This is a genomic window from Photobacterium salinisoli, assembly GCF_003614885.1.
In the GTDB taxonomy this organism is placed as follows: domain Bacteria; phylum Pseudomonadota; class Gammaproteobacteria; order Enterobacterales; family Vibrionaceae; genus Photobacterium; species Photobacterium salinisoli.
Window position 1 is genome coordinate 1,159,884 of the sequence record NZ_QZMS01000007.1, and the last position, 19,552, is coordinate 1,179,435.

16 protein-coding genes are annotated in these 19,552 nt (G+C 49.4%); 3 read left to right on the top strand and 13 right to left on the bottom strand.

Translation table 11 applies throughout. The annotated features are described in order from the left end of the window. Positions 1-61 precede the first annotated feature (61 nt). From D6M16_RS06030 to D6M16_RS22165, 11 genes are all read right to left on the bottom strand, one after another. The gene (locus D6M16_RS06030) at positions 62-934 is read right to left on the bottom strand and encodes a carbon-nitrogen hydrolase family protein (protein ID WP_120511019.1); all 873 of its coding nucleotides are present in this window, start codon (positions 932-934) and stop codon (positions 62-64) included. Next, a complete protein-coding gene (locus D6M16_RS06035) occupies positions 931-1,995 on the bottom strand; it encodes an ABC transporter ATP-binding protein (RefSeq protein ID WP_120511020.1) in 1,065 nt (354 codons plus the stop codon). The genes D6M16_RS06030 and D6M16_RS06035 overlap by 4 nt, the downstream gene beginning before the upstream one ends. Then, positions 1,988-2,989: an ABC transporter ATP-binding protein gene (locus D6M16_RS06040; protein ID WP_120511021.1), complete on the bottom strand. Its 1,002-nt coding sequence runs from the start codon at positions 2,987-2,989 to the stop codon at positions 1,988-1,990. Before D6M16_RS06040 ends, D6M16_RS06035 begins: the two co-directional genes overlap by 8 nt. Beyond that, positions 2,989-3,867, bottom strand: a complete 879-nt coding sequence (locus D6M16_RS06045; protein ID WP_120511022.1) for an ABC transporter permease — start codon at positions 3,865-3,867, stop codon at positions 2,989-2,991. The genes D6M16_RS06040 and D6M16_RS06045 overlap by 1 nt, the downstream gene beginning before the upstream one ends. Positions 3,868-3,869: 2 nt before the next feature. Beyond that, the gene (locus tag D6M16_RS06050; RefSeq protein ID WP_120511023.1) at positions 3,870-4,889 is read right to left on the bottom strand and encodes an ABC transporter permease; all 1,020 of its coding nucleotides are present in this window, start codon (positions 4,887-4,889) and stop codon (positions 3,870-3,872) included. Between the two features lie 43 nt (positions 4,890-4,932). Further along, complete coding sequence (locus D6M16_RS06055; RefSeq protein ID WP_205576834.1) at positions 4,933-6,495, bottom strand: ABC transporter substrate-binding protein; 1,563 nt, start codon at positions 6,493-6,495, stop codon at positions 4,933-4,935. Between the two features lie 681 nt (positions 6,496-7,176). Beyond that, positions 7,177-9,711, bottom strand: coding sequence for a choice-of-anchor D domain-containing protein (locus tag D6M16_RS06065; RefSeq protein WP_120511025.1), 2,535 nt, complete (start codon positions 9,709-9,711; stop codon positions 7,177-7,179). A 151-nt stretch (positions 9,712-9,862) separates the two neighbouring features. Further along, a complete protein-coding gene (locus tag D6M16_RS06070) occupies positions 9,863-10,753 on the bottom strand; it encodes an EamA family transporter (RefSeq protein ID WP_120511026.1) in 891 nt (296 codons plus the stop codon). A gap of 27 nt (positions 10,754-10,780) precedes the next feature. Continuing rightward, positions 10,781-11,353 carry an O-methyltransferase gene (locus tag D6M16_RS06075; RefSeq protein WP_120511027.1) on the bottom strand — a complete coding sequence of 191 codons (573 nt, stop codon included), beginning with the start codon at positions 11,351-11,353 and terminating at the stop codon, positions 10,781-10,783. Positions 11,354-11,613: 260 nt separating this feature from the next. After that, positions 11,614-11,997, bottom strand: coding sequence for a hypothetical protein (locus tag D6M16_RS06080; RefSeq protein WP_120511028.1), 384 nt, complete (start codon positions 11,995-11,997; stop codon positions 11,614-11,616). 128 nt (positions 11,998-12,125) lie between these two features. Next, positions 12,126-12,434 (bottom strand): hypothetical protein, encoded by a 309-nt coding sequence (locus D6M16_RS22165; RefSeq protein WP_162940939.1) that lies wholly within the window; start codon positions 12,432-12,434, stop codon positions 12,126-12,128. A 77-nt stretch (positions 12,435-12,511) separates the two neighbouring features. Between D6M16_RS22165 and D6M16_RS06090 the strand changes: the two genes are divergently transcribed. Then, positions 12,512-13,036, top strand: a complete 525-nt coding sequence (locus D6M16_RS06090) for a TetR/AcrR family transcriptional regulator (RefSeq protein WP_120511030.1) — start codon at positions 12,512-12,514, stop codon at positions 13,034-13,036. 9 nt (positions 13,037-13,045) lie between these two features. On the opposite strand, the gene D6M16_RS06095 is transcribed toward D6M16_RS06090, so the two are convergent. Then, positions 13,046-15,391 (bottom strand): ATP-dependent helicase, encoded by a 2,346-nt coding sequence (locus D6M16_RS06095; RefSeq protein WP_120511031.1) that lies wholly within the window; start codon positions 15,389-15,391, stop codon positions 13,046-13,048. A gap of 289 nt (positions 15,392-15,680) precedes the next feature. On the opposite strand from D6M16_RS06095, the gene D6M16_RS06100 reads away from it, so the two are divergent. Both D6M16_RS06100 and D6M16_RS06105 read left to right on the top strand, forming a co-directional pair. Then, positions 15,681-16,784, top strand: a complete 1,104-nt coding sequence (locus tag D6M16_RS06100) for a phosphoribosylaminoimidazolesuccinocarboxamide synthase (protein ID WP_120511032.1) — start codon at positions 15,681-15,683, stop codon at positions 16,782-16,784. A gap of 211 nt (positions 16,785-16,995) precedes the next feature. Continuing rightward, positions 16,996-18,864, top strand: a complete 1,869-nt coding sequence (locus D6M16_RS06105) for a methyl-accepting chemotaxis protein (RefSeq protein WP_120511033.1) — start codon at positions 16,996-16,998, stop codon at positions 18,862-18,864. Positions 18,865-18,964: 100 nt separating this feature from the next. Here the strand turns inward: D6M16_RS06105 and D6M16_RS06110 are convergent, their stop codons facing one another. Further along, complete coding sequence (locus tag D6M16_RS06110) at positions 18,965-19,471, bottom strand: GNAT family N-acetyltransferase (protein WP_120511034.1); 507 nt, start codon at positions 19,469-19,471, stop codon at positions 18,965-18,967. Between the last annotated feature and the right edge of the window lie 81 nt (positions 19,472-19,552).

Here is a 19,552-nt window from a genome sequence, read left to right on the forward strand (position 1 = left end):
TGAAGCAAAAAAATCGGGGCTGTTAAGCCCCGCACTCAAGGAACCATTGTTCAGTTTCTTATTATAATTCTGTTGGCTTACGGCATAATGCCGCACGGCCAGATACCTTAAGAGTATCCAATCGATCCAAATATGGCGAGCGATCTCCCTGATATTGCGGAAAAATCACGTCATGATCACGGTAACTCTTTAAAATTTGTCCCAAGCCAAGTACACCTCGCTCTCTGGAACGGCGTACCCGGTTCAAATCCAGCTCCAGTGCAATCACTTGTTCAGTCGTACCCGCCTGATAGAGTATGTCGCCATCCGGGCCGACAACAATAGACTGGCCGTTCCCCAGATTTCCGGCACTATTAATATCAACAAAGTAACACTGATTTGTGACAGCATGGGTACGCGCCATGCAACATTCAAGTTCTCTGTCCAGCGTGCCCGTCATGGTGGGATGAATGATCACCTCCGCCCCTTGCCAGACCATGGCACGAATCGTTTCAGGCACCCACATGTCATAACAGATAGAGACCCCGAAGCGGCCGACATCCGGTACATCAAACACCACAAATTCATTGCCGGCGCTGATACCCTGCTCGTAGGGCTGAAAAGGATACATCTTCCTATACCGGCTGACAATTTCTCCTTGCGGATTTATTACCTGCACAGTATTAAACACCTGATCACCGGCCCGCTCATACATAGACCCGGGTACCAGCCAGATCTCCAGTTCACGTGCCAGCGCCTGTAGCCGCTCTTCGGTAGGCCCGGGCATGGGCTCTCTGAACGCCGGGTGAGAACCAAATGGCGCTAACTCACTGAAAATGACCATGTCCACCCAGGGAAAACGCTGGCATGTCAGACGGGTTTCCGCTTCAAGCCGACTCAGATTATCGCTCTGTCCCAGCGCAAGCTGCAGGCCTGCAATCGCAAAATAACTCATTTCATCAACTCCCCGATTGGAAAGTGGCAGGCCACTTTATGATGCCGATCGTTATCGTTACTGTCTGGCTCACCTCTGCTTAGCTGATCACCGCTGGATAGGTTACCGCTGTCGTGAATAACCGGCTGTTTCTGCTGGCACAGCGTATTCACATTGCGACAGCGCGTATGAAACAAACACCCTTCAGGCTTATTCAGCGGGCTGGGTATTTCCCCTTGCAAAGGCTGAAGGCTATCCCGTTTAGCCGGGTCCAGCGATGGAATTGAATCCAGCAACGCACGGGTATAATGATGTTTTGGCTGACCGAATACCTGCCTGACTGGGCCTGATTCAATAATTTGCCCCAGATACATCACCAAAACGTGATCGGCAATACGTTCAACCAGCCCGAGATTATGAGTGATAAACAAGTAACTCAGCTTTCGCTGTGCACGTAGCTTATTGAGTAAATTCACCACAGTTGCCTGTACCGATACATCCAATGCAGCTGTTGGTTCATCCAGTACCAGTAAGTCGGGCTCAAGAATCAATGCCCTTGCTATACCAACACGTTGGCGCTGACCGCCAGACAGCTCGTGTGGCATCCGGGCTAACATCAGCTCATCCAATCCTACATCCGCCATGACAGCCAGTACCCGTTCCCGGCGTTGCGCCTTACTTAGCGGGAAATGAGTTTTAAGGGGTTCTTCAATCAATTGGAAGATATTCAGTCTTGGATTAAGCGAAGAATACGGGTTCTGAAACACAATACTGAAACGCTGCCGAAGCGATTTCATCGACTTTCGATCCACTCTGGACAGATTCATGCCGTCAAAAATAACTGTCCCCTGGTCCGGCTCAATAAGGTGCAACACACTCATCGCCACAGAACTTTTACCGCAGCCCGATTCTCCGACTAAAGCAACACACTGACCACGGCGGATATCAAAATCAACGTCAGAAAAAGCCTGCAGCGGCTGTTTCCCGACCCAGTATTGCTTGCCTAATCCGCGAACAGACAACAAAGGAGCCGTCTCGTCAGCCAATCTCTGATGATGAACAAAAATCTGACTCTCAGCCATTGGCAACCTCCCTGTTCAATGTTGCTGGCACACCTTCTGCCTGAAAACATCTGACCTGCCGTTGCCCGATAGTGGACATACCCACCTCCTGCTCATAACACTGCGAAACGCACTGCTGACACCGGCTGACAAACGCACACCCTGAAAGAGGCTGACGCAGATCCGGTACACTGCCTTTAATCGCAAACAGCGGAGCGTTGCCATGCCCTATTTCTGGTACAGATTGCAGCAACCCTTGTGTATATGGGTGCAATGGTTGAGCGAAAAGCTGCTCGGTTGGCGCAGTTTCCACCACTTGTCCGGCGTACATCACTGCAACACGGTCACACAGCGAGGCCACCACGGACAAATCATGGGTTATGAGAATGACAGACAAATCTTCTTTATTCGCCAGTTCGCGCAGCAGCACAATAATCTGGGCCTGTATGGTGACATCCAGCGCCGTTGTCGGTTCATCGGCAATCAGTACGTCCGGTTCGCAACTGAGTGCCATGGCTATCATGATTCTCTGCAGTTGGCCGCCTGAAAACTGGTGCGGGTATTTTTTCAGTGCAATATCGGGATCGGGTAAATGCACTTTATATAACAGTGCGCTGGCCTTGTTGTACGCTGATTTTTTATCAAGAGGCTGATGCCGCCGAATCACATCGGTCAGTTGCCTGCCGACAGTAAAAAACGGATTCAGTGCCGTCATCGGGTTTTGAAAAATCATGGCAATTTTTTGCCCGCGCAGGCTTGCCAGCTCTGCCTCTCCCGCCGTCACCATGTCGGTATCGCCCAGACGAATACGGCCTGAAACCTCAGCGTTTGCCGGCAGGATTCCCATACAGGCGGCGGATGTCAGTGACTTCCCACAACCTGACTCGCCAACCAAGCCAAGCAGTTCCCCTTTTCTCACCTCAAAACTGCAGCCGTTGATTGCATGCACTGTGTGGTGAAAACCGGGAAATCGTACAGTCAGATTCTCGACTGATAACAGTATGTGATCATCCATTATTCACGTCCTTTGAAAGTCGGGTCTAACATATCGCGCAAGCCATCACCCAGCAGGTTAACGGCAAGAACACATATAAATATGGCCAGACCAGGAAAAACCGCCGTCCACCAGAATTCAAGAAACAGACTTTGCGCATCGCCAATCATCAGTCCCCACTCTATGGTCGGTGGTACTGCACCTAATCCCAGAAAACTCAGCGCCGCAGCCCAAAGAATGACATAGCCAAAATCCATCGAGACCTGCACCAACAAAGGCGTCATCGCATTAGGCAATAAATGACGAAACATAATAGTGACATGACTGACACCTATAGCCCGGGCTGAATGCACATACAGCTCGTTTCTCACACTGAGCACAGCAGCACGTAATATACGGGCATACCAGGGGAACCAGGAGACGGCGATCGCCAGCATCACGTTAAACAAACCCGGCCCGAGGATCGCAATCATACAGATAGGTAACAACATGGGCGGAAACGCCAGAAACACATCCGATACCCGCATCAGAACAGTATCGACCCGTCCTCCCGCATAGCCTGCCAGTAACCCGACCGGCAACCCTATCAGCAGGGAAAAAACCACAGTCGCGAAGCCTATGGTTAATGACACCTGAGCGCCATATAGCACACGGGAAAAGATATCGCGCCCCAGATTATCGGTGCCAAACCAATGCGCCGCATTGGGCGCCTGTAATTTATGGGCGAAATTCATCTGGGCCGGGTCATAAGGTGCCAGCCAGGGTGCAAACACCGCCGCAGCGCAGAGCAGTATCAATAATCCTGCACCGATAAACAGCAGCGGGTTACTGCGCACTCTGTGCAACCATAAGGCAATCGTGTAGCGCCAGCCTGTTTGTAACGTCAGCGTCTGTTCCATGACTACCCCTTCACACTCAAACGCGGGTCAACCGCGAAATAAATCAGATCCACAATGACATTGACTAGCAGGTAACTTCCGGACAGAGCCAGAGTCACGCCCATCACAGCCGGAAAATCATTGGTTATTACAGAATCCACGACATAGCGGCCAATACCGGGCCAGTCGAACACGAATTCGACAATCACACTGTTACCCAGCATGAAACCGTAGGTCAGTCCCACCACCGTCAGTAAAGGCACCAGCGTCGCTTTCAAAGCATAAATAAAATGTGTGGTACGTTTTGGCATGCCAAACGCATGACTGGTACGTATATAGTCCTGACTCAGTACTTCTACCATCAGATTACGGGTTGTACGCACGAATATGGCAAAGGTCGCCAGACTCAGTGACATGACAGGTAATATCAGGTGAAGGGCCGCACTCTTGAACGCCTCCCACTGTCCATCCAGTAGCGTATCCAGCAGATAAAAACCGGTTACAGACGGAAATGGGTGCTCAATAAAGACCGCTGAGGCAATCCGCCCCTGAAGCGGAAACCAGCCCAGCCAGCCGTAAAACACCATTTGCAGCACGATCGCGAGAAAAAAGGAAGGGACAGCGATACCCATCAGGGAAACCGCTCTGGAAGCCTGATCTGCCAGGGTATTTTTACGCACCGCGGAAAACACCCCAACCGGCACACCCATCAAGACAGAAACCAGAATGGCTATGGTCACCAGCTCAATGGTTGCCGTCATGTGTGTGCCGATATCCGACACCACACTCTGCCCGGTTCTCAGGCTGTTACCCAGATCCCCGGTTACCGCCTTACCCAGATAGTCTGCGTACTGATAAAGCAGGGGCTTATCCAGCCCCAGTGCAATGGTTGCCTCGGCAATTTGTTCCTGCGTCGGTTTCGAGCCCAGCATCATTTCTACCGGTGACGAGGGCAACACCCTCGTCAGAAAAAATGTGATGGTCAGAACGCCGAACAGAATACCGCATAGCATGCCCAAACGTTTGGCAATGTAACTGCTCATCGCCGTCACCTCCCTGTGATTATGCCTGAATGGTGGGCGTGTCTCAGCCTTGACTCAGCTGGTAGAAAAAGGTCGCCGCATACGCCGGATTCGGTTTCAGCCCTTCTATTCCCTTGCGGTAAATCACCCTGTCTTTCAGATCGGCATAGAAAATAGCAACGGCGTCATCCACCAGAATTTTCTGGGCCTGCTGATAAAGACTGACGGCCTTCGCCCGGTCGGAACCTTCCAGTTTCACGCCTTGATCCACCAGACTGTCGTAGCGCTGGTTAGAGTAATGCGACAGGTTAAACGAGGTTTTATCTTCGGTGCGGAATAACCCGATCAGCCAGTCTGATGGCGTGGCATAGGTCGGCCACCAGGTCATGGATTGCAGATTCGGTGCAGTACGCAGGTTCTTGGCATCATTCCAGATTTTACCCCAAGGTCCTGGCTTCACTTCCAGTGTGACACCAATTTGACGCAGATTTTCCTGGTACATCAGAATGGCGTTTTTATAAGCATCTGACGAGTTGATATAAGAAACAGACACTTTCCAGTCTTTTTCCGGCACGCCGGACGATTTGAGTAACTGCTTGGCTTTTTTCAGGTCAAAACCGGGCGCCTGGAGATCCGCATTCGCGCCCCACATGGAGGTTGGCACAATCCCTTTGGCGACAGAAGCACCGCCTGCGTAGACATAATCAACCACAGACTGATAGTCCCATGCATGGGTCAGTGCCTGACGAAACTGCAGATTATCCGTGGGGTATTTTTGCGTATTGATCAGAAATTGCGAGTTTTTCCAGGAAGCGACTTCCTGAACCACCACGTCTTTGTTTTTCGCCAAAGACTGAATCAGATCCGCAGACGGCAGGCTGATGAAATCCGCATCACCGGCTTTGATCATCTGAATCTGAGTGGCTGGATTGGCGACCAGTTTCAGGACAACACGCTCGTACTGGCTGTCTTTCCAGCCCCCCCAATAGGCCGTGTTTTTATCCAATACCACTTGCTGGCCTTGTTCCCAGGATCGAACCTGATAAGGACCGGTGCCTGCGGCATGCCCTTCATTAAACCACTCGGTGCCTTTTTCAGCAGCTTTTGGGGAATAGATATAAGCGCCATATTGCGAGGAGGCAATAAGATCGATGGGCGCGGGATTTTTCGTGGTAATTGTCAGCGTGTAAGTATCAGGTGCATTAATGGCTTCTACTTCAGACCAGATGTAGTGCGCGCCTTTTTTCATGGCAATGGTACGTTCAAGCGACTGTTTTGCTGCCTGTGCAGTCAGCTTTTCACCATCATGGAAGCTCACGCCCTCACGGAGCCTGAAGGTCCATGTCAGCCCATCATCACTCACCGACCAGGAGGTTGCTAACGCTGGTGTGAAGGTTTCTTCGCTGCCCGGTGGGTTATACCACAGCAAAGGTTCATACACGTTGCTGAGCATATTCACTTCCAGTGAAAAGGCGACAGCCGGGTCCCAATCCTTGATATCGGCATACTGGGCATAGGTTAAAGTGTCTGTGCCGGCTGCCAGGGTGTCTGCTGAATACATCACGCTACCGGCTGCCATCGTCACACTCAGTGCACCCAGTAAAGTCATTCCCTTTTTCTTCAACATATGTCGCTCCACGTTAAGCTGTATAGTGAGGATTCGTACCTCGTACAGCCGCGCACTTAACCCTCTGCGCGGCGGCTTTTCCGTAACATCAGCTTAACAATAGAGGGATTAGGACACCTGTCATAGATCCAGATTTTTCTGATGAGGGGTCCAGTTAGGGATAGGAGCGATAAAATCAGAAAACCGCGACATCTCTGCGTTTGAAGAGCGCGTCAACGATCATGCTCTTATCGCCAGGACATCCGACAGAAACTGGTTTTATTATTCCCATTATCTTCCAGTATGAGATCTAACGGCAATAAAGCGGTATCTAAAGCAGCCGACGTCAGAATATCTGCAACGGAAAGTGGAATCGTGACAACAATGATGGGTGGAAATGCCAGAAGTGCATAAACATTACAGTCTGCATTATCTACAGCATATTCAAGGCCTCCGTAAGGCTGCCCTACCTGATAACCCGAGCCAACCCTCGAAGCAATACTTGAACAACCCGTTAAGATACAAACGTACAGCAATAAACTTATCCATCTCATTAATACATATGCCTCTCATCTCATTTAACATGCGCGTTCTATATCATGCTTTTCAATAAAAGCGTTCTGCAAAAGAAACTTTTGGTGTGTATCTCGCAAGAAAAACGGCCCCGCAGGGCCGTTGTTATTCATATTGTTTTTCAATGGATTACTGGCAGTAGGGTTTGATTTTTCCCGCCTCAGCAAACGCTTTATCCCACTTAAACTCGTCATTGTCACTGACGTAGTAATAAATCATATCGTTCGGCAACATCACGAACTGGATACCACCATAGCCAGACATATAAGGCACGTGGACATCACACTGGCCCGGTACGCTTTGCTTCAGTGACCAGAAACTGTTGCTGTAATACTTGTTGGTGTAGGTCGTGCTAAACGGCGGTGTTGACAGGTCACGGAATAACGCAATATCCAACTGTGCAGGATCCAGTACCTGCTGTCCGTTTACCTGACCATGATCAATGCTGGTAAAACGGGCCAGTTTGACAATATCATCCCGCAGGAAAGTCAGGCCGTATCCGCCAAATGGCATTTTCACACTGTCGTAAGTGCGACGTGTATCCTGCGTACCGAGATCCATGTTCAGTGGTGCCCAGATATCTTTGACAATAATGTCTTTGAAGACGTCAGCCTGTGCGCCAAACTTGTCTTTCACGTAGGCCTGAGCCGTCGCGGTGGCAATATACGTATCCGTGGTGTGGTAAATAAACAGTGTGCCAGGTTCTGAATTTCTCGGATAACGGCTGACTGAATAGTCCAGCTTATTTTGATGACCTTCCACCAGGAAGAATCCCGTATCATTGGCAACCGACCCTTCATCGCTCAGTGAATCACTGGTCAGACGATAATTCCCTGTCGCCATGTCAATCGCGTTATTCACTGTGACTTGCTGCCAGTCATTTTCCGGATCGTTGGCAGCTTCGGGCAGCCAGTCTGTAATCTGCTCCTGCATATAGCCCGGATACAGGTATTCCAGCCTCATTGTCGCGGTACCGGCCATCGCCGATTTCGCGGTCGAGTAAGAGGGAACACGCAAGCGATCACAATAAGGATGCATCCCGGCCCGGGTTTCACAACCGGCAGTATAGTGCGTGCCGTCAACATAAACGCCGTATACAGACATGTAATCAGAGCTGACTTCACTGCTGTTGCCAAACTGACTGACATCCACATTGGCCGCCGGATAGTCAGAAGCCAGTGCTGTGATAGGTTTGACCGGCACTTTACTGGCTTCATAAGCCTGATGCTGTTGCTTAATCAGCAAGGCATCAGTGACCGTTGAGGGTGTGTAGGTTGCCGCTACTCTGCCCCACATATCGACCTGATAATACAGGCAGGTTTCAGACGAAATCTGATACGCGACATCACTCATCCCGTTGTCATTGAACGTAAAGCTCATCAAACCGTTATGGACACAATTCGAGTTTTTCTGCATCAACGAGAAAGGAATAGCGGCACGCGAATCACCGCTGTCATTGGTTTCACGCCAGACACGGCCAGGCTCGAGAATATACTCCCAGTATGGATGGCTTCCGAGCACAATACCCCGGGTTTCTGGAATCAGGTGTGTGCCAGATTGTACGAAACGAAAATCAAAGTCTGGCAGGTGTTTACGGGGATCATCACCTGAGCCGGTATACCTGAATGTATCCCTTTGCTCTGCAAACTGGCCTGTGCTGCCAGGATTGTGAAGCTGAATACGACCTTCAAACTGATGAACGGGCTGGGCTGCATTGGCTGGCACGGCAAACGCAGACAGAGGCACCTGAGTATCACTGCCTGCCCCGTTCAGATAGGTATAAGTCAGTTCAGAACGGGACACACTGCCCGAACCACTCAGTGGATCATAGTTTTCAACATAGCCATCTCCCTGATCATCCAGGCCATATCCGCTGACAGGCAAATTCAGAACTGGTTGATCAGGATCGTTAGACTGAATAGACAGTGACTGATTAACCGACCCTTCAATACTTGGCAGATAGTTCAGCGTGATCTGACACTGGCTCTGTGCATGTAAACTCGCACTGCTGCAACTATCAGCCGTCACTGCAAGATCACCCGACATACCAGAAACACTGTTGATCAGTAAGTCGGCTTGCCCCTGATTTGTGACAGTTAATGTCTGATTAACCGATGAGCCAATCAATACACTGCCAAAATTCACTGAACTGCTGGTTTGAATATCCGCTTCTGGCGTGCCTGAGCCGGGCTCTCCGGTTACAGTGACATTTTCGATAAAGCAATTATCGGCGGTTGAAGCCGCAGCACGAAAACGGAGCACCACACCGGGGTTATTGGCAAGATCAGCCGTGTTTATCAGACCGTGCTGAAATGTCCCTGTATCCTGTCCGTTGGTAAGGCTGGTGACAACTGTGTACTGATTTCCGCCGTCGGTAGAATATTCCGCATAGCAATAGTCCGGATCTTCCAGTAAGGTCGCGGCAAAATAATATTCTATGGTGACATTGGAATAGCCTGTTGTATCCCATGTTTTCCAGAGTTGCCCCGTCTGCTGCAGTCGGACCGCATCACCCCCCAGGTTTTCGCTATTGTTACTTTCCACAACACCTGAACTTGACCACTGCGTAAATCCACTGTCGAAATTATCGGTAAAAAGAATCTCTGCCTGTACGCTGTAGCTTAGCGTCATGCCTGCTACTAAAAGCGTTGCCACTGTTTTCATCTCAACCACCTTAAATCAATCATTTGATATGGGTTAATAGGAACACGTCCTTGTTTACCCTAGTGGCAGGTGTTTTTGTAAAAGAGTACCAACGGCAAAAATCAGAGGATCCAGAATGCAGTTATTAATAAAATTATCATTTTATCAGACTTTAAAGCTGCTGCCGGGCAGCACGAATTTTTGCCTGCATCAGTCGTCCCCCTAAAATACAGCATGACAAACCGGCAAAGATCAGCCCTGCACCTGCCACTTCCGTTACCGTCATGCGCTCATTCAGCACCAGTGTGGATGTGAACATCCCGACGACCGGAATTAATAAAGCAAAAGGCGTCACTGTGGCTGCGGGATAACTTTTCAGTAAATACCCCCACAATGCAAAGGCCAGCAAGGTAGAAAGATAACTCACGTAAAGCAGTGCCAGCCAGGTTTCAGACGTGGCAGCGAGCAGCACATCCAAAGGCTGCGCCGTTTCGGTGAAATACGACATTAACAGCAAAGGTAGCGGAGGAACCACACTGACCCATACCATGAAGTGAAGCAAATTGACCCCTTGCATCCGCTTCATCATGGTATTGGCGATAGCCCAGCAAAATGCGGCTGCCAGAATCATCATCAAACCCATGGCAGTAATGTTGCCGTCGGCATCAAGAAAAAACAGCCCGAAACCTGCCACGGCCACCAGAATACCCAACGCCTGATACCGGCTGAGCATTTCTTTATACAGCAAGACACTCAAACCTATGGTGAAGAACACCTGAGCCTGCAAGATCAAGGATGATAAGCCGGCTGACGCGTCCGCTTTCATAGCGATAAACAGTAAGCCAAATTTCAGTACCCCCAGGAACACGCCGACACCCAGCACGTTCCATACGGACGTTTTCGGGAACGGAATGAAAAAGACAGCCGGTACAGCCACCACAGCAAAACGTAATGCAGAAAATAATATCGGCGGCAGCGTCTCCAGTCCTATCTTAATAACAGAGAAGTTGACACCCCAAATGACAACAACCAGCAGCGCAATAACCATGTCCCTTGATTTCATTTACCCGTTCCTATCCGACCGTAACGCTCAGGCTTTGTGTACAACAAACTCCCCTTTACCGACAGGCAGCAGACAGGTCGTTAATCCTTCCTGGCGGCTCAGATAGTCAGTGAAGGCTACGAGTTCATGACGATGAGAAATGGCATTGTCACACACTAATACCCCACCGGCTGAGAGTTTACTTAGCAGTAGCTCAATATAATCCATGTAAGCTGAACGCTCGGCGTCGAGAAAAATAAAATCAAAGATCAGATCTGTGCGTTGTATGAATTCACCGGCATCAGCCTGGACCTGTTCGATGCGATCCTGTAATCCGGCCCGCACAAAATTTTCAGCTGCCATTGCGATTTTTTCTGTCTGTTTTTCGATAGTTACCACTTTACCTTTAGCGGACAGCGACGAAGCCAGCCACAGCGTTGAGTAACCATTAGAGGTGCCAATTTCCAGTATGTTTTCAGCGCTTGTTGCCTTCACCATGACAGACAGGAACTCTCCTGTGTCCCGGGTAATGTTCAGCAGTTTTTTCGCCCTGTCTGATTGAATTGCGTCATTTTGTTCCCCTAACGATTCTAACTCAGCCAGTAATAATGCTAACGACATCCGTTTCTCCCTGTTCACCATTTCGGGCAGAGCAAGCCTTCGCCCAACAAACATATGAACATTGAAACATATCAATGGCATCACATTTCATCAACTATAACCGCTTATAGCAGGCATAAAAAAAAGGCTGCCAAAGGCAGCCAAGCATCACAACTTATAGGGTTTGGTAACCCATTCTTATACCGTTCAACATCTTTCTGTTACTGGCAGATTGATGTATCAGTATTAAGAGACGACAGTATGACGCTGAGTATTAAGCATTATTTTGTCAGAGAACACGGCGTTATCTGATTTTCTTTATAACCGCACATCACAGGGTAAGTACCCGCCTGCTTGATATCGGGGGAACCTTCCAGCACATGGTCTTTATAATGGCGCCAGGTATATTCTGCCATCAGCACACAGTAACTGGGATCGGTATCTTGTGCGCACTGCTGTCTTGCCCGTAACAGTGCCGACATCTCTATTTCGCACTGGTAAATCTGGGCCTCATCTTTGTAAAGTGCCCTGCACAGTGACAGAGGCTCCTCGGCGGCGTTTGCTTGCACGGCATTGGGCGAAATATCCCGCCAATGTACCTGAGATGAAGAACAGGCCGTGAGCAAACAGAAAAACGGTATGATCAGCAACCACTGAAATCGCATTGTCAGCCCTTCCTTTTGCACTGGACGCTATAGAATGGCGACCGTTCAGGAAAGATTCATAAACGCAAAATAGTGTGTGTAGTTTAACCGCCCAGTCTTAAGACTGCCCACGACATTGTTTTCTCGTTTTAATGCGCCCTCAATCCCCTGACTTCCTCTTCTCGGTAGGCCTTTTTCAATGCCAGCCAGCTCGTCTTTGGGCCAAGAATCAATGACAGTACGGCCACTCCGCCAACCATCAGTATACCGCCCACAACCGGCCCGAGAACAAAACTGTAAAACACCAGATACGGCACATAAACGCCATAGCGCAATACCTGAAGCATTGCTCTTTTCATTAAAAGTAAATAATTCATGATTCGGTTTCTCCATCTTTCTGCTTTATAAAATTGAGCGCGCTCATTTATAGTAATTTGAGCGCGATCAATTTTCAACATTCAAGATGAAGTCCGCTCGTTAATTACGGTATGATGGCAACTCATCCGCAACCGGCTTATCAGCAAAGCAACAAGACATGATGAAAAAAGAACAGACAAAACGACGGATTCAGGAAGCCGCCTGGCAATTATTTCGCGAGAGGGGTTATCAAGACACAACAACACGGCACATAGCTGAGCGTGCTGAGGTGGCAGCCGGAACGGTATTTAGCCACTTTCCGACAAAGCTGGATTTACTGAAAGCCGGTTTTAGTCAGCAAATTGATCATGTCTTAGCGGCAGCAAATACTGATTGCCCCGAGACCTGCCCTAAAGAAAAACTCATGCACTTTGCCGGATACCTTTATGCATTTTATTGTCTGGAAGCGGATTTCAGCAGAGAGCTGTTTCGGGTGCTGATTTGGCAGCAGGATGAGTTTGAACAGCAGCTGGAAGCCTTCCGCCAGCGCTTATTTTCACATGAAGTCAGTTACGACCCACACCGCGCCGCGGTGATGATGGACTGCTACTTTATGACACTGATCGCCGGTTTGAATGCTGATAAACCGGATGCGGCATTAATGTTGGGCCAGTTAGAAAAGAAATTGCATGTCTTGCAGTAAATTCCCCCTTCACCTGAGCACCTGCCGACGTGCGTGGGACACAGCAATCAAACGTTTGATCAGCACAGGTTTTTTACTGTCCGCTGCGGTGTTCAGATCTCGCAACAACCGGGTAATTTCTGCGTCAAGGTAACGGGCATTTTTAGTTCTGATCAAGGAGCGAATTACCTTCTCGGCGTTATCAGGCAAGGGCTGCTCAATGGCCCACAGGTAGCTGTAAGCAACCATGCTGTCGTGATTGACGTGGCCATGGTTCTGGTTATCTGCCCTGGATACCGTTTTGTGTGGCGTGCGACTGCTCGCACTTTGCGCTGCATCTGCGGCCCGTCCGACACGTTCATAATACCTTTCCGTCACAGGGGATTCCGCAGCAGGTAATGACCCCTTCTGATACAGGGCTGGCCCAATGGATTTGGCCTTCTCAATCGCGGCTTCCCGAACGAATGTACTGGCGTTACGTTTACCTTTCTTTTCTGAGTCAGTGTAATACACAGCCGAATACGCTTTTGCCCGCGTTAAAGCCACATAAGCCAGGCGCCGTTCTTCTTCCTGATCTGTTTTCATGTCTGTGGCTGCCGGATTGCGGTAAGGAAACGCATCTTTATCCCAGAACGGCAGGAATACACGCTGATACTCACACCCTTTAGCCCGAAATATAGTGGTGACTTGCACGCTGGCCGAACGTAGCTTCTGATCTGTCTGCCCCTGACCGGTATCGCGGGATTGCGCTGTGTAAAACTCAAAATACTGTAAAGCTTTTTCACAGCGCTGATCCATCGACTCCAGCACGGTCGATACCGCATCTAACCTGTCTATCGCTTCTTCTATCTCACTGGCTGTAGCCTCGGTTTTCCATATCCAGCTGTCCAGACCGCTTTCACGCCGGTACTGCTCAAATACATCAAAGGCCTTCTGCCCGCCTTTGCGCTGCAACCGGTTAAAAAGCGCCAGGCGTTCAATCAGGTTATCCAGTTTCAGACCAGGGTTTACCTGGGCATGCCGCTCAGCAAAACCGACCCAGTGGTTATCCGGTATTTTCACCAGTTGATCACACAAGGGTCTGAGCGCTTTATTGGGTACGTAACAATGGGGAAATGACAGCAAGCTGAACAGCAGTGCGGATCTGTCCTGATCATTTAATTGGGCAAATCGCCCGATGGCCAGCGTCATGACTTCCATCAGTAAGCGCACTTCACGGCTGTTTGCCAGCACAGAAGGTACGGGCATGTGGTATGGAATCTGTTTGCTGAGAAACGCCAGTTCAAACAGCAAGGTCTGAGACCAGCGTCTGACCAGAATGGCGATATCGTCCGGCTGACCTCCCTGCTCGATATACGCATGAACAGCACTGACAATTTCCCCCACCTGTCTGGGAGAGCCAATCACATTCACCTGAGTATCAGGAACATTGTCAGCAGGCACGGTCAGGAAATCTGAAAAACGTGCCTGATTATGTGCAATCAAATGGCTGGCAGCCAGCGCCAGACTATGACCAAAGCGAAATGTCTGCGACAGCGAATAGACCTGCGCAGGGGCAAAGTCGCGTTCGAAATTCAGCATAAACTGCGGCGCACTGCCCCGCCAGGTATAAATACACTGATCAACATCCCCCACGGCCACCAGTTGGCAGTCAGGTCCCAGCAACTGCTTCAGTAAACGGTATTGCGCATTGTTGATATCCTGAAATTCGTCAACCACCAGTAACCGGCACTGTTGCTGACAATGCGCACGCAGTGAGGCATTCTGTTCAAGCAGTGACACGACAGTGACCAGCCAGTCATCAAAAAACAGTAACTTCTGCGCCTGCCGCAAGTGTTCAAAGGCGGTATAGGCATCCAGAATAAAGCGATAGTCATTGTTGATACCCGCCATGGCAAAGACTTCATGAGGCGGTAACATATGCGCTTTCACCAGACCGACAAAACTGAGCAGCAGTTCAAGGGTTTTTGGCTCTTTTAATTGCTGCTGTTTGCTGTAAGCCGTCTCTTTCCCCGTCATTTGTCGCAGCACTTGTTTCGCCAGACTTTTATCATTTTCGCCAGGGTTGAAATCAACGCGGTATCCGCTTTCAACCAGATAGCCCGACTGATTCAAAACCCGCAGACAAAAACTGTGGAAAGTATGAACAGGGACAGGCTGAGTGATACCGGACTGGTTGAGTTTTTGCTGAAAATCACGGCGTATGTCGCTGTTGAACATCAGGACCAGCATCTCGCTGGCCGACCGCATGTCGAGCTGAGCCTGGATCAGGCCGACCAGAGTCGTCGTTTTCCCTGTCCCTGCACCGGCAATACATAAGGCATTTCCCTCGCGATGCTGAATAAAACACTGCTGCTCGGATGTAAAATGCATCATGTACCGTTTTTGCCTGTGGCTGTCTGAAAGGAGGGTAATTTTGCCACAGTTCCGCCCGTCGCACTAACGTCCGTCAGTCTTTTGCGATTGCCGCTGAAAATTCAGGCAAAATGGCGGTACTGTTGCAATGAGCGCCACTCAGAGAAACATGAAGGCAAACGTTTGCTTTTTTGCTGAAAGGCGAAAACACTTCTGCTATTATCTGCCACGCCAACAGGATATGCGCTGATTGGGCGATACCTCAATCAGCGATTTTCATCGAATTGACTCTTGAAATAGGAACTTCACCATGAGCCTTGCTGATCAAGTTCTTGCTGTAAATGATGATCTCCCAATCCGTACCGACCAGCCGGTTCACAGCGGTAAAGTCCGCTCCGTATACTGGCTGACTGAGGCTGACAGCCGCCGTCTGATTGAAGAGAAAGGCTACAATGTTCGCCCGGATGCGCCTTTGGCAATCATGGTTATCAGCGATCGTATTTCTGCGTTCGACTGCATCTGGCATGGTGAAGGTGGCCTGAACGGTGTACCGGGCAAAGGCGCGGCACTGAATGCGATTTCCAATCACTGGTTCCACCTGTTCCGCGAGAAAGGCCTGGCAGACAGCCATATTCTGGATATCCCTCACCCGTTTGTCTGGATAGTTCAGAAAGCCCGTCCAATCAAAGTAGAAGCGATTTGCCGCCAATACATTACTGGATCCATGTGGCGTGCCTATGCCAACGGTGATCGCGAGTTTTGCGGTATTCATGTGCCTGATGGCCTGGCAAAAGATCAGAAATTACCTGAAGTTCTGATCACCCCTTCAACCAAAGGAATTCTGCATGGTATTCCTGGCGTACCTGCTGTGGATGATGTCAATGTCACGCGCAACGACTTGCTCAACAACTATCAGGCGTTCAATTTCAGCCAGCCTGAAGATGTTGATCATTACGAAGTGCTGTTGAAAGAAGGTTTTGCTGTTATCAGCGATGCGTTAGCGCAACTTGACCAGATCTTTGTCGATACAAAATTCGAATTTGGTTATGTCACCGATGCGCAAGGCCAGGAAAAAATGATCTACATGGATGAAGTCGGTACACCGGACTCCTCCCGCATTTGGGATGGCCCTTCCTACCGCGAAGGTAAAATTGTCGAAAACTCGAAAGAAGATTTCCGTCAGTTGTTGCTGAACCACTTCCCTGACCCGGACATTCTGCTGAACAAAGATCGTATGGAAGAGCGTGAAGCGCTGGCCCGTGACAATGCGTTGCCTGAAGAAGTACTGATGCAGGTATCTCGCATCTATACCGGCATTGCCGAGAAAGTTACAGGTCAGAAAATTGAGCTCAGCGGTAATCCTAAAGAAGAAATTATCACTGTGCTACGCAATGAGTATGGTCTGATCGACTAATATTCCCTTGATGGAATATCAGGGCAGCTTATTGCTGCCCTTTTTTATTGAGTCCTGGTTGAATATTCGGAACAGGAATGCATTATTCCTCACAAAATCATTGCTAATATTTATCACCCATCACAATTACATATTTTTGCTATTAAGACTTTTCGGCACTGCGCCGACAATGGAAGAACAATAATAGCTATTACAGTAGTTGAGGGACTCCATGAAGTTTAGCCACAAAATCGTTGCCACTTCGTCGGCAATACTGATCGCCGCTTTAGTTCTGCTTTCTGGCATTCAGTATGTTCACACCAGGGATGATGTGCATAAATTGGTAGACAACAGTCTTGATGAAATCGTGTCCGGCGTGAATCAGACCTTAGTCACAGAGATAGCCAGCCGGACGAAATTAGCCAATATCACCGCTGGGATCGTTGAGCAAAATTTAACCCCTGACAGCATTCGCCAAATTATCAGCCAGCCTGTACTCAAAAATACTTTTGAGCTGACAGGTATAGGATTCGAGAAAGACGGTTCTTTTATCATCAGTGATCCATCATGGAAGCCAGCACCGGGCTGGGATCCCCGTGCCCGCCCCTGGTACACCGAGGCAAAAGAAGCCGGACATATGATAATTACCTCGCCATACCGGGATTCAGTGACAAACGAAATTCTGGTCTCTTTTGCCGCGCCTGTTAAAAACAACGGCCAGTTTGTTGGCGCCATCTTTTTTGACGTCAGCATGAGTAAAATTGCCAATCTGATTAATCAGGCGTCCTTGTTTAATGCCGGTTATCTTTTTTTAGTCTCTGATAATGGTGTCATCATCGCGCACCCAAACAAAGACGTTAACGGTAAACCACTGCCGGAAGCGTATCCCGGTATCAAGATCTCAGCGCAGCCGCTGGATACCGTGCTTGATAATGAATCCGTGAAGATCAGCTTCCATAAAGTACAGGGACAGACACTGTATATTGGTGCGGTGCTGAAAAATGACATTGCGTTTGCCGCTGTTGATCAAATCAAAAACAACGCCATCACTTATTCTCTGTTGTTTATTATTGTCGGTTTCATCGCGGTCTTCTTTACGGTCAAACGCCTGATGCGCCCTTTGGATGTGATCAATCAGGCCATGAAAAACATTGCCACCGGGCAGGCCGATCTTACCCAGCGTCTGAGCACCAATACCGAGCCGGAGTTTGCATCACTGGCGCAAAGTTTTAATCAGTTTACGGAACGTATGCAGCAACAAATCATACGCTCGCAATCGCTGAGTAACGATATTATGCAAGGTACTGAGCTGACGGCTCAGGGCGCCAACCGTTCATCCGAGGCCATGAACAGCCAGTTGCAACAGCTTGAACTGTTGGCAACGGCCATGAACGAAATGGCTTCGACATCGGCTAACGTGGCAAACAATGCACACAGCGCAGCGTCTGCAGCTTCAGCGGCAGAGCTGGCTGCACAGGAAGGTGGAAATATAGTCTCCCGGACATCTGTGTCTATTCATGATTTGTCTGATCAGATTGATCAGGCTGTCGATGTCGTCAGGGAGCTGGAATCTGCCACAGGCAACATTGAGCGTATTCTTCAGGTGATCAATGACATTGCCGATCAGACAAACCTGCTGGCGCTGAATGCTGCCATTGAAGCCGCAAGGGCGGGTGACTCCGGTCGCGGTTTTGCGGTCGTCGCCGATGAAGTCCGCACACTGGCGCAACGTACTCAGCAATCTACCACTGAAATTCGCCAGATGATTGAGCAGCTTCAGGCAGGCGCCAGCTCAGCCACCAGCACCATGGCACTGAGCAAAAACACCGCCAGCGAAACTGTGGCAACGGCGCAGGAAGCCGATGAAGCACTGTCGCGTATCCGTGAAGCCATTCAACAGATCAACGATATGAATATACAAATCGCCTCGGCAGCTGAAGAGCAGAGCCTGGTTGCTGAGGATATCAATGGTAATACCATCAACATTAAGGATCTGTCGGTTCAGGTTGCCGAAACCGCCAATGAAACCAGTGTGGCAATGGCAACACAAATTAAGAACGTCCGTGAACAAAATGAGCTGATGAAGCAGTTTACTGTGTAATCTCGTCATTGCCGTCAGGCTCATTGCCTGGCGGCACAGCATGATTTCCCCTGGCTTTCATAGTGCCCAAGACAGGGCTCAGGAACTGAAAGACGTCGCTTTATCCCCTCAGGTAAATATGATCCGCGTACAATTTACCGCCTATGTCATAAGCTTCAGGAAATTTCTCCTGTAACCTGAAGCCGCACTTTTCCAGCACACGCTCGGAAGCGATATTGCCTTCGGTTACCACGGCTCTGAACAAGGCAAGTCCTAACGCTGTCTCAGCCCACTGAATGACTGCATCCAGGGATTCCGTACCATAGCCTTTGCCATAAAATTCAGGCATCAGCAGATAACCCATTTCCGCAATCCCCTGATCGACGAAAAAGCCAGTAATGCCGACTTTTTCACCTGACGCTTTTTCTTTGATGACCAGAGTTAACCATGCTCCGCTTTCAGGTGTCCAGACCTGAAGACGCGCGTGAAATTTTGCTTTTAATTCATCGTCAGATGGCGCATCAAAACATTTTTCGATCACAGCCGGTATCGTATGAAGCGTCTGAAAAAGTGGCCAATCCGTTTCGGTGATTGGCACTAATAGTAGTTGCTGTGTGTCTAGAATCATCTTGAGCTACCTCTTGAGAAGGGTCATAGCATTAAATCACCTTCCATTATTACAATATTGAATAACCGAACAGCCTCACTC

Excerpts from the sequence above, each read along its gene's own strand:
- D6M16_RS22165 (WP_162940939.1), bottom strand. The coding sequence starts at position 12,434 with ATGTTGAAAATTGATCGCGCTCAAATTACTATAAATGAGCGCGCTCAA.
- D6M16_RS06035 (WP_120511020.1), bottom strand. The coding sequence starts at position 1,995 with ATGGCTGAGAGTCAGATTTTTGTTCATCATCAGAGATTGGCTGACGAG.
- D6M16_RS06045 (WP_120511022.1), bottom strand. The coding sequence starts at position 3,867 with ATGGAACAGACGCTGACGTTACAAACAGGCTGGCGCTACACGATTGCC.
- D6M16_RS06090 (WP_120511030.1), top strand. The coding sequence starts at position 12,512 with ATGATGAAAAAAGAACAGACAAAACGACGGATTCAGGAAGCCGCCTGG.
- D6M16_RS06040 (WP_120511021.1), bottom strand. The coding sequence starts at position 2,989 with ATGGATGATCACATACTGTTATCAGTCGAGAATCTGACTGTACGATTT.
- D6M16_RS06080 (WP_120511028.1), bottom strand. The coding sequence starts at position 11,997 with ATGCGATTTCAGTGGTTGCTGATCATACCGTTTTTCTGTTTGCTCACG.
- D6M16_RS06030 (WP_120511019.1), bottom strand. The coding sequence starts at position 934 with ATGAGTTATTTTGCGATTGCAGGCCTGCAGCTTGCGCTGGGACAGAGC.
- D6M16_RS06075 (WP_120511027.1), bottom strand. The coding sequence starts at position 11,353 with ATGTCGTTAGCATTATTACTGGCTGAGTTAGAATCGTTAGGGGAACAA.
- D6M16_RS06065 (WP_120511025.1), bottom strand. The coding sequence starts at position 9,711 with ATGAAAACAGTGGCAACGCTTTTAGTAGCAGGCATGACGCTAAGCTAC.
- D6M16_RS06050 (WP_120511023.1), bottom strand. The coding sequence starts at position 4,889 with ATGAGCAGTTACATTGCCAAACGTTTGGGCATGCTATGCGGTATTCTG.
- D6M16_RS06105 (WP_120511033.1), top strand. The coding sequence starts at position 16,996 with ATGAAGTTTAGCCACAAAATCGTTGCCACTTCGTCGGCAATACTGATC.
- D6M16_RS06100 (WP_120511032.1), top strand. The coding sequence starts at position 15,681 with ATGAGCCTTGCTGATCAAGTTCTTGCTGTAAATGATGATCTCCCAATC.
- D6M16_RS06095 (WP_120511031.1), bottom strand. The coding sequence starts at position 15,391 with ATGATGCATTTTACATCCGAGCAGCAGTGTTTTATTCAGCATCGCGAG.
- D6M16_RS06110 (WP_120511034.1), bottom strand. The coding sequence starts at position 19,471 with ATGATTCTAGACACACAGCAACTACTATTAGTGCCAATCACCGAAACG.
- D6M16_RS06055 (WP_205576834.1), bottom strand. The coding sequence starts at position 6,495 with ATGTTGAAGAAAAAGGGAATGACTTTACTGGGTGCACTGAGTGTGACG.
- D6M16_RS06070 (WP_120511026.1), bottom strand. The coding sequence starts at position 10,753 with ATGAAATCAAGGGACATGGTTATTGCGCTGCTGGTTGTTGTCATTTGG.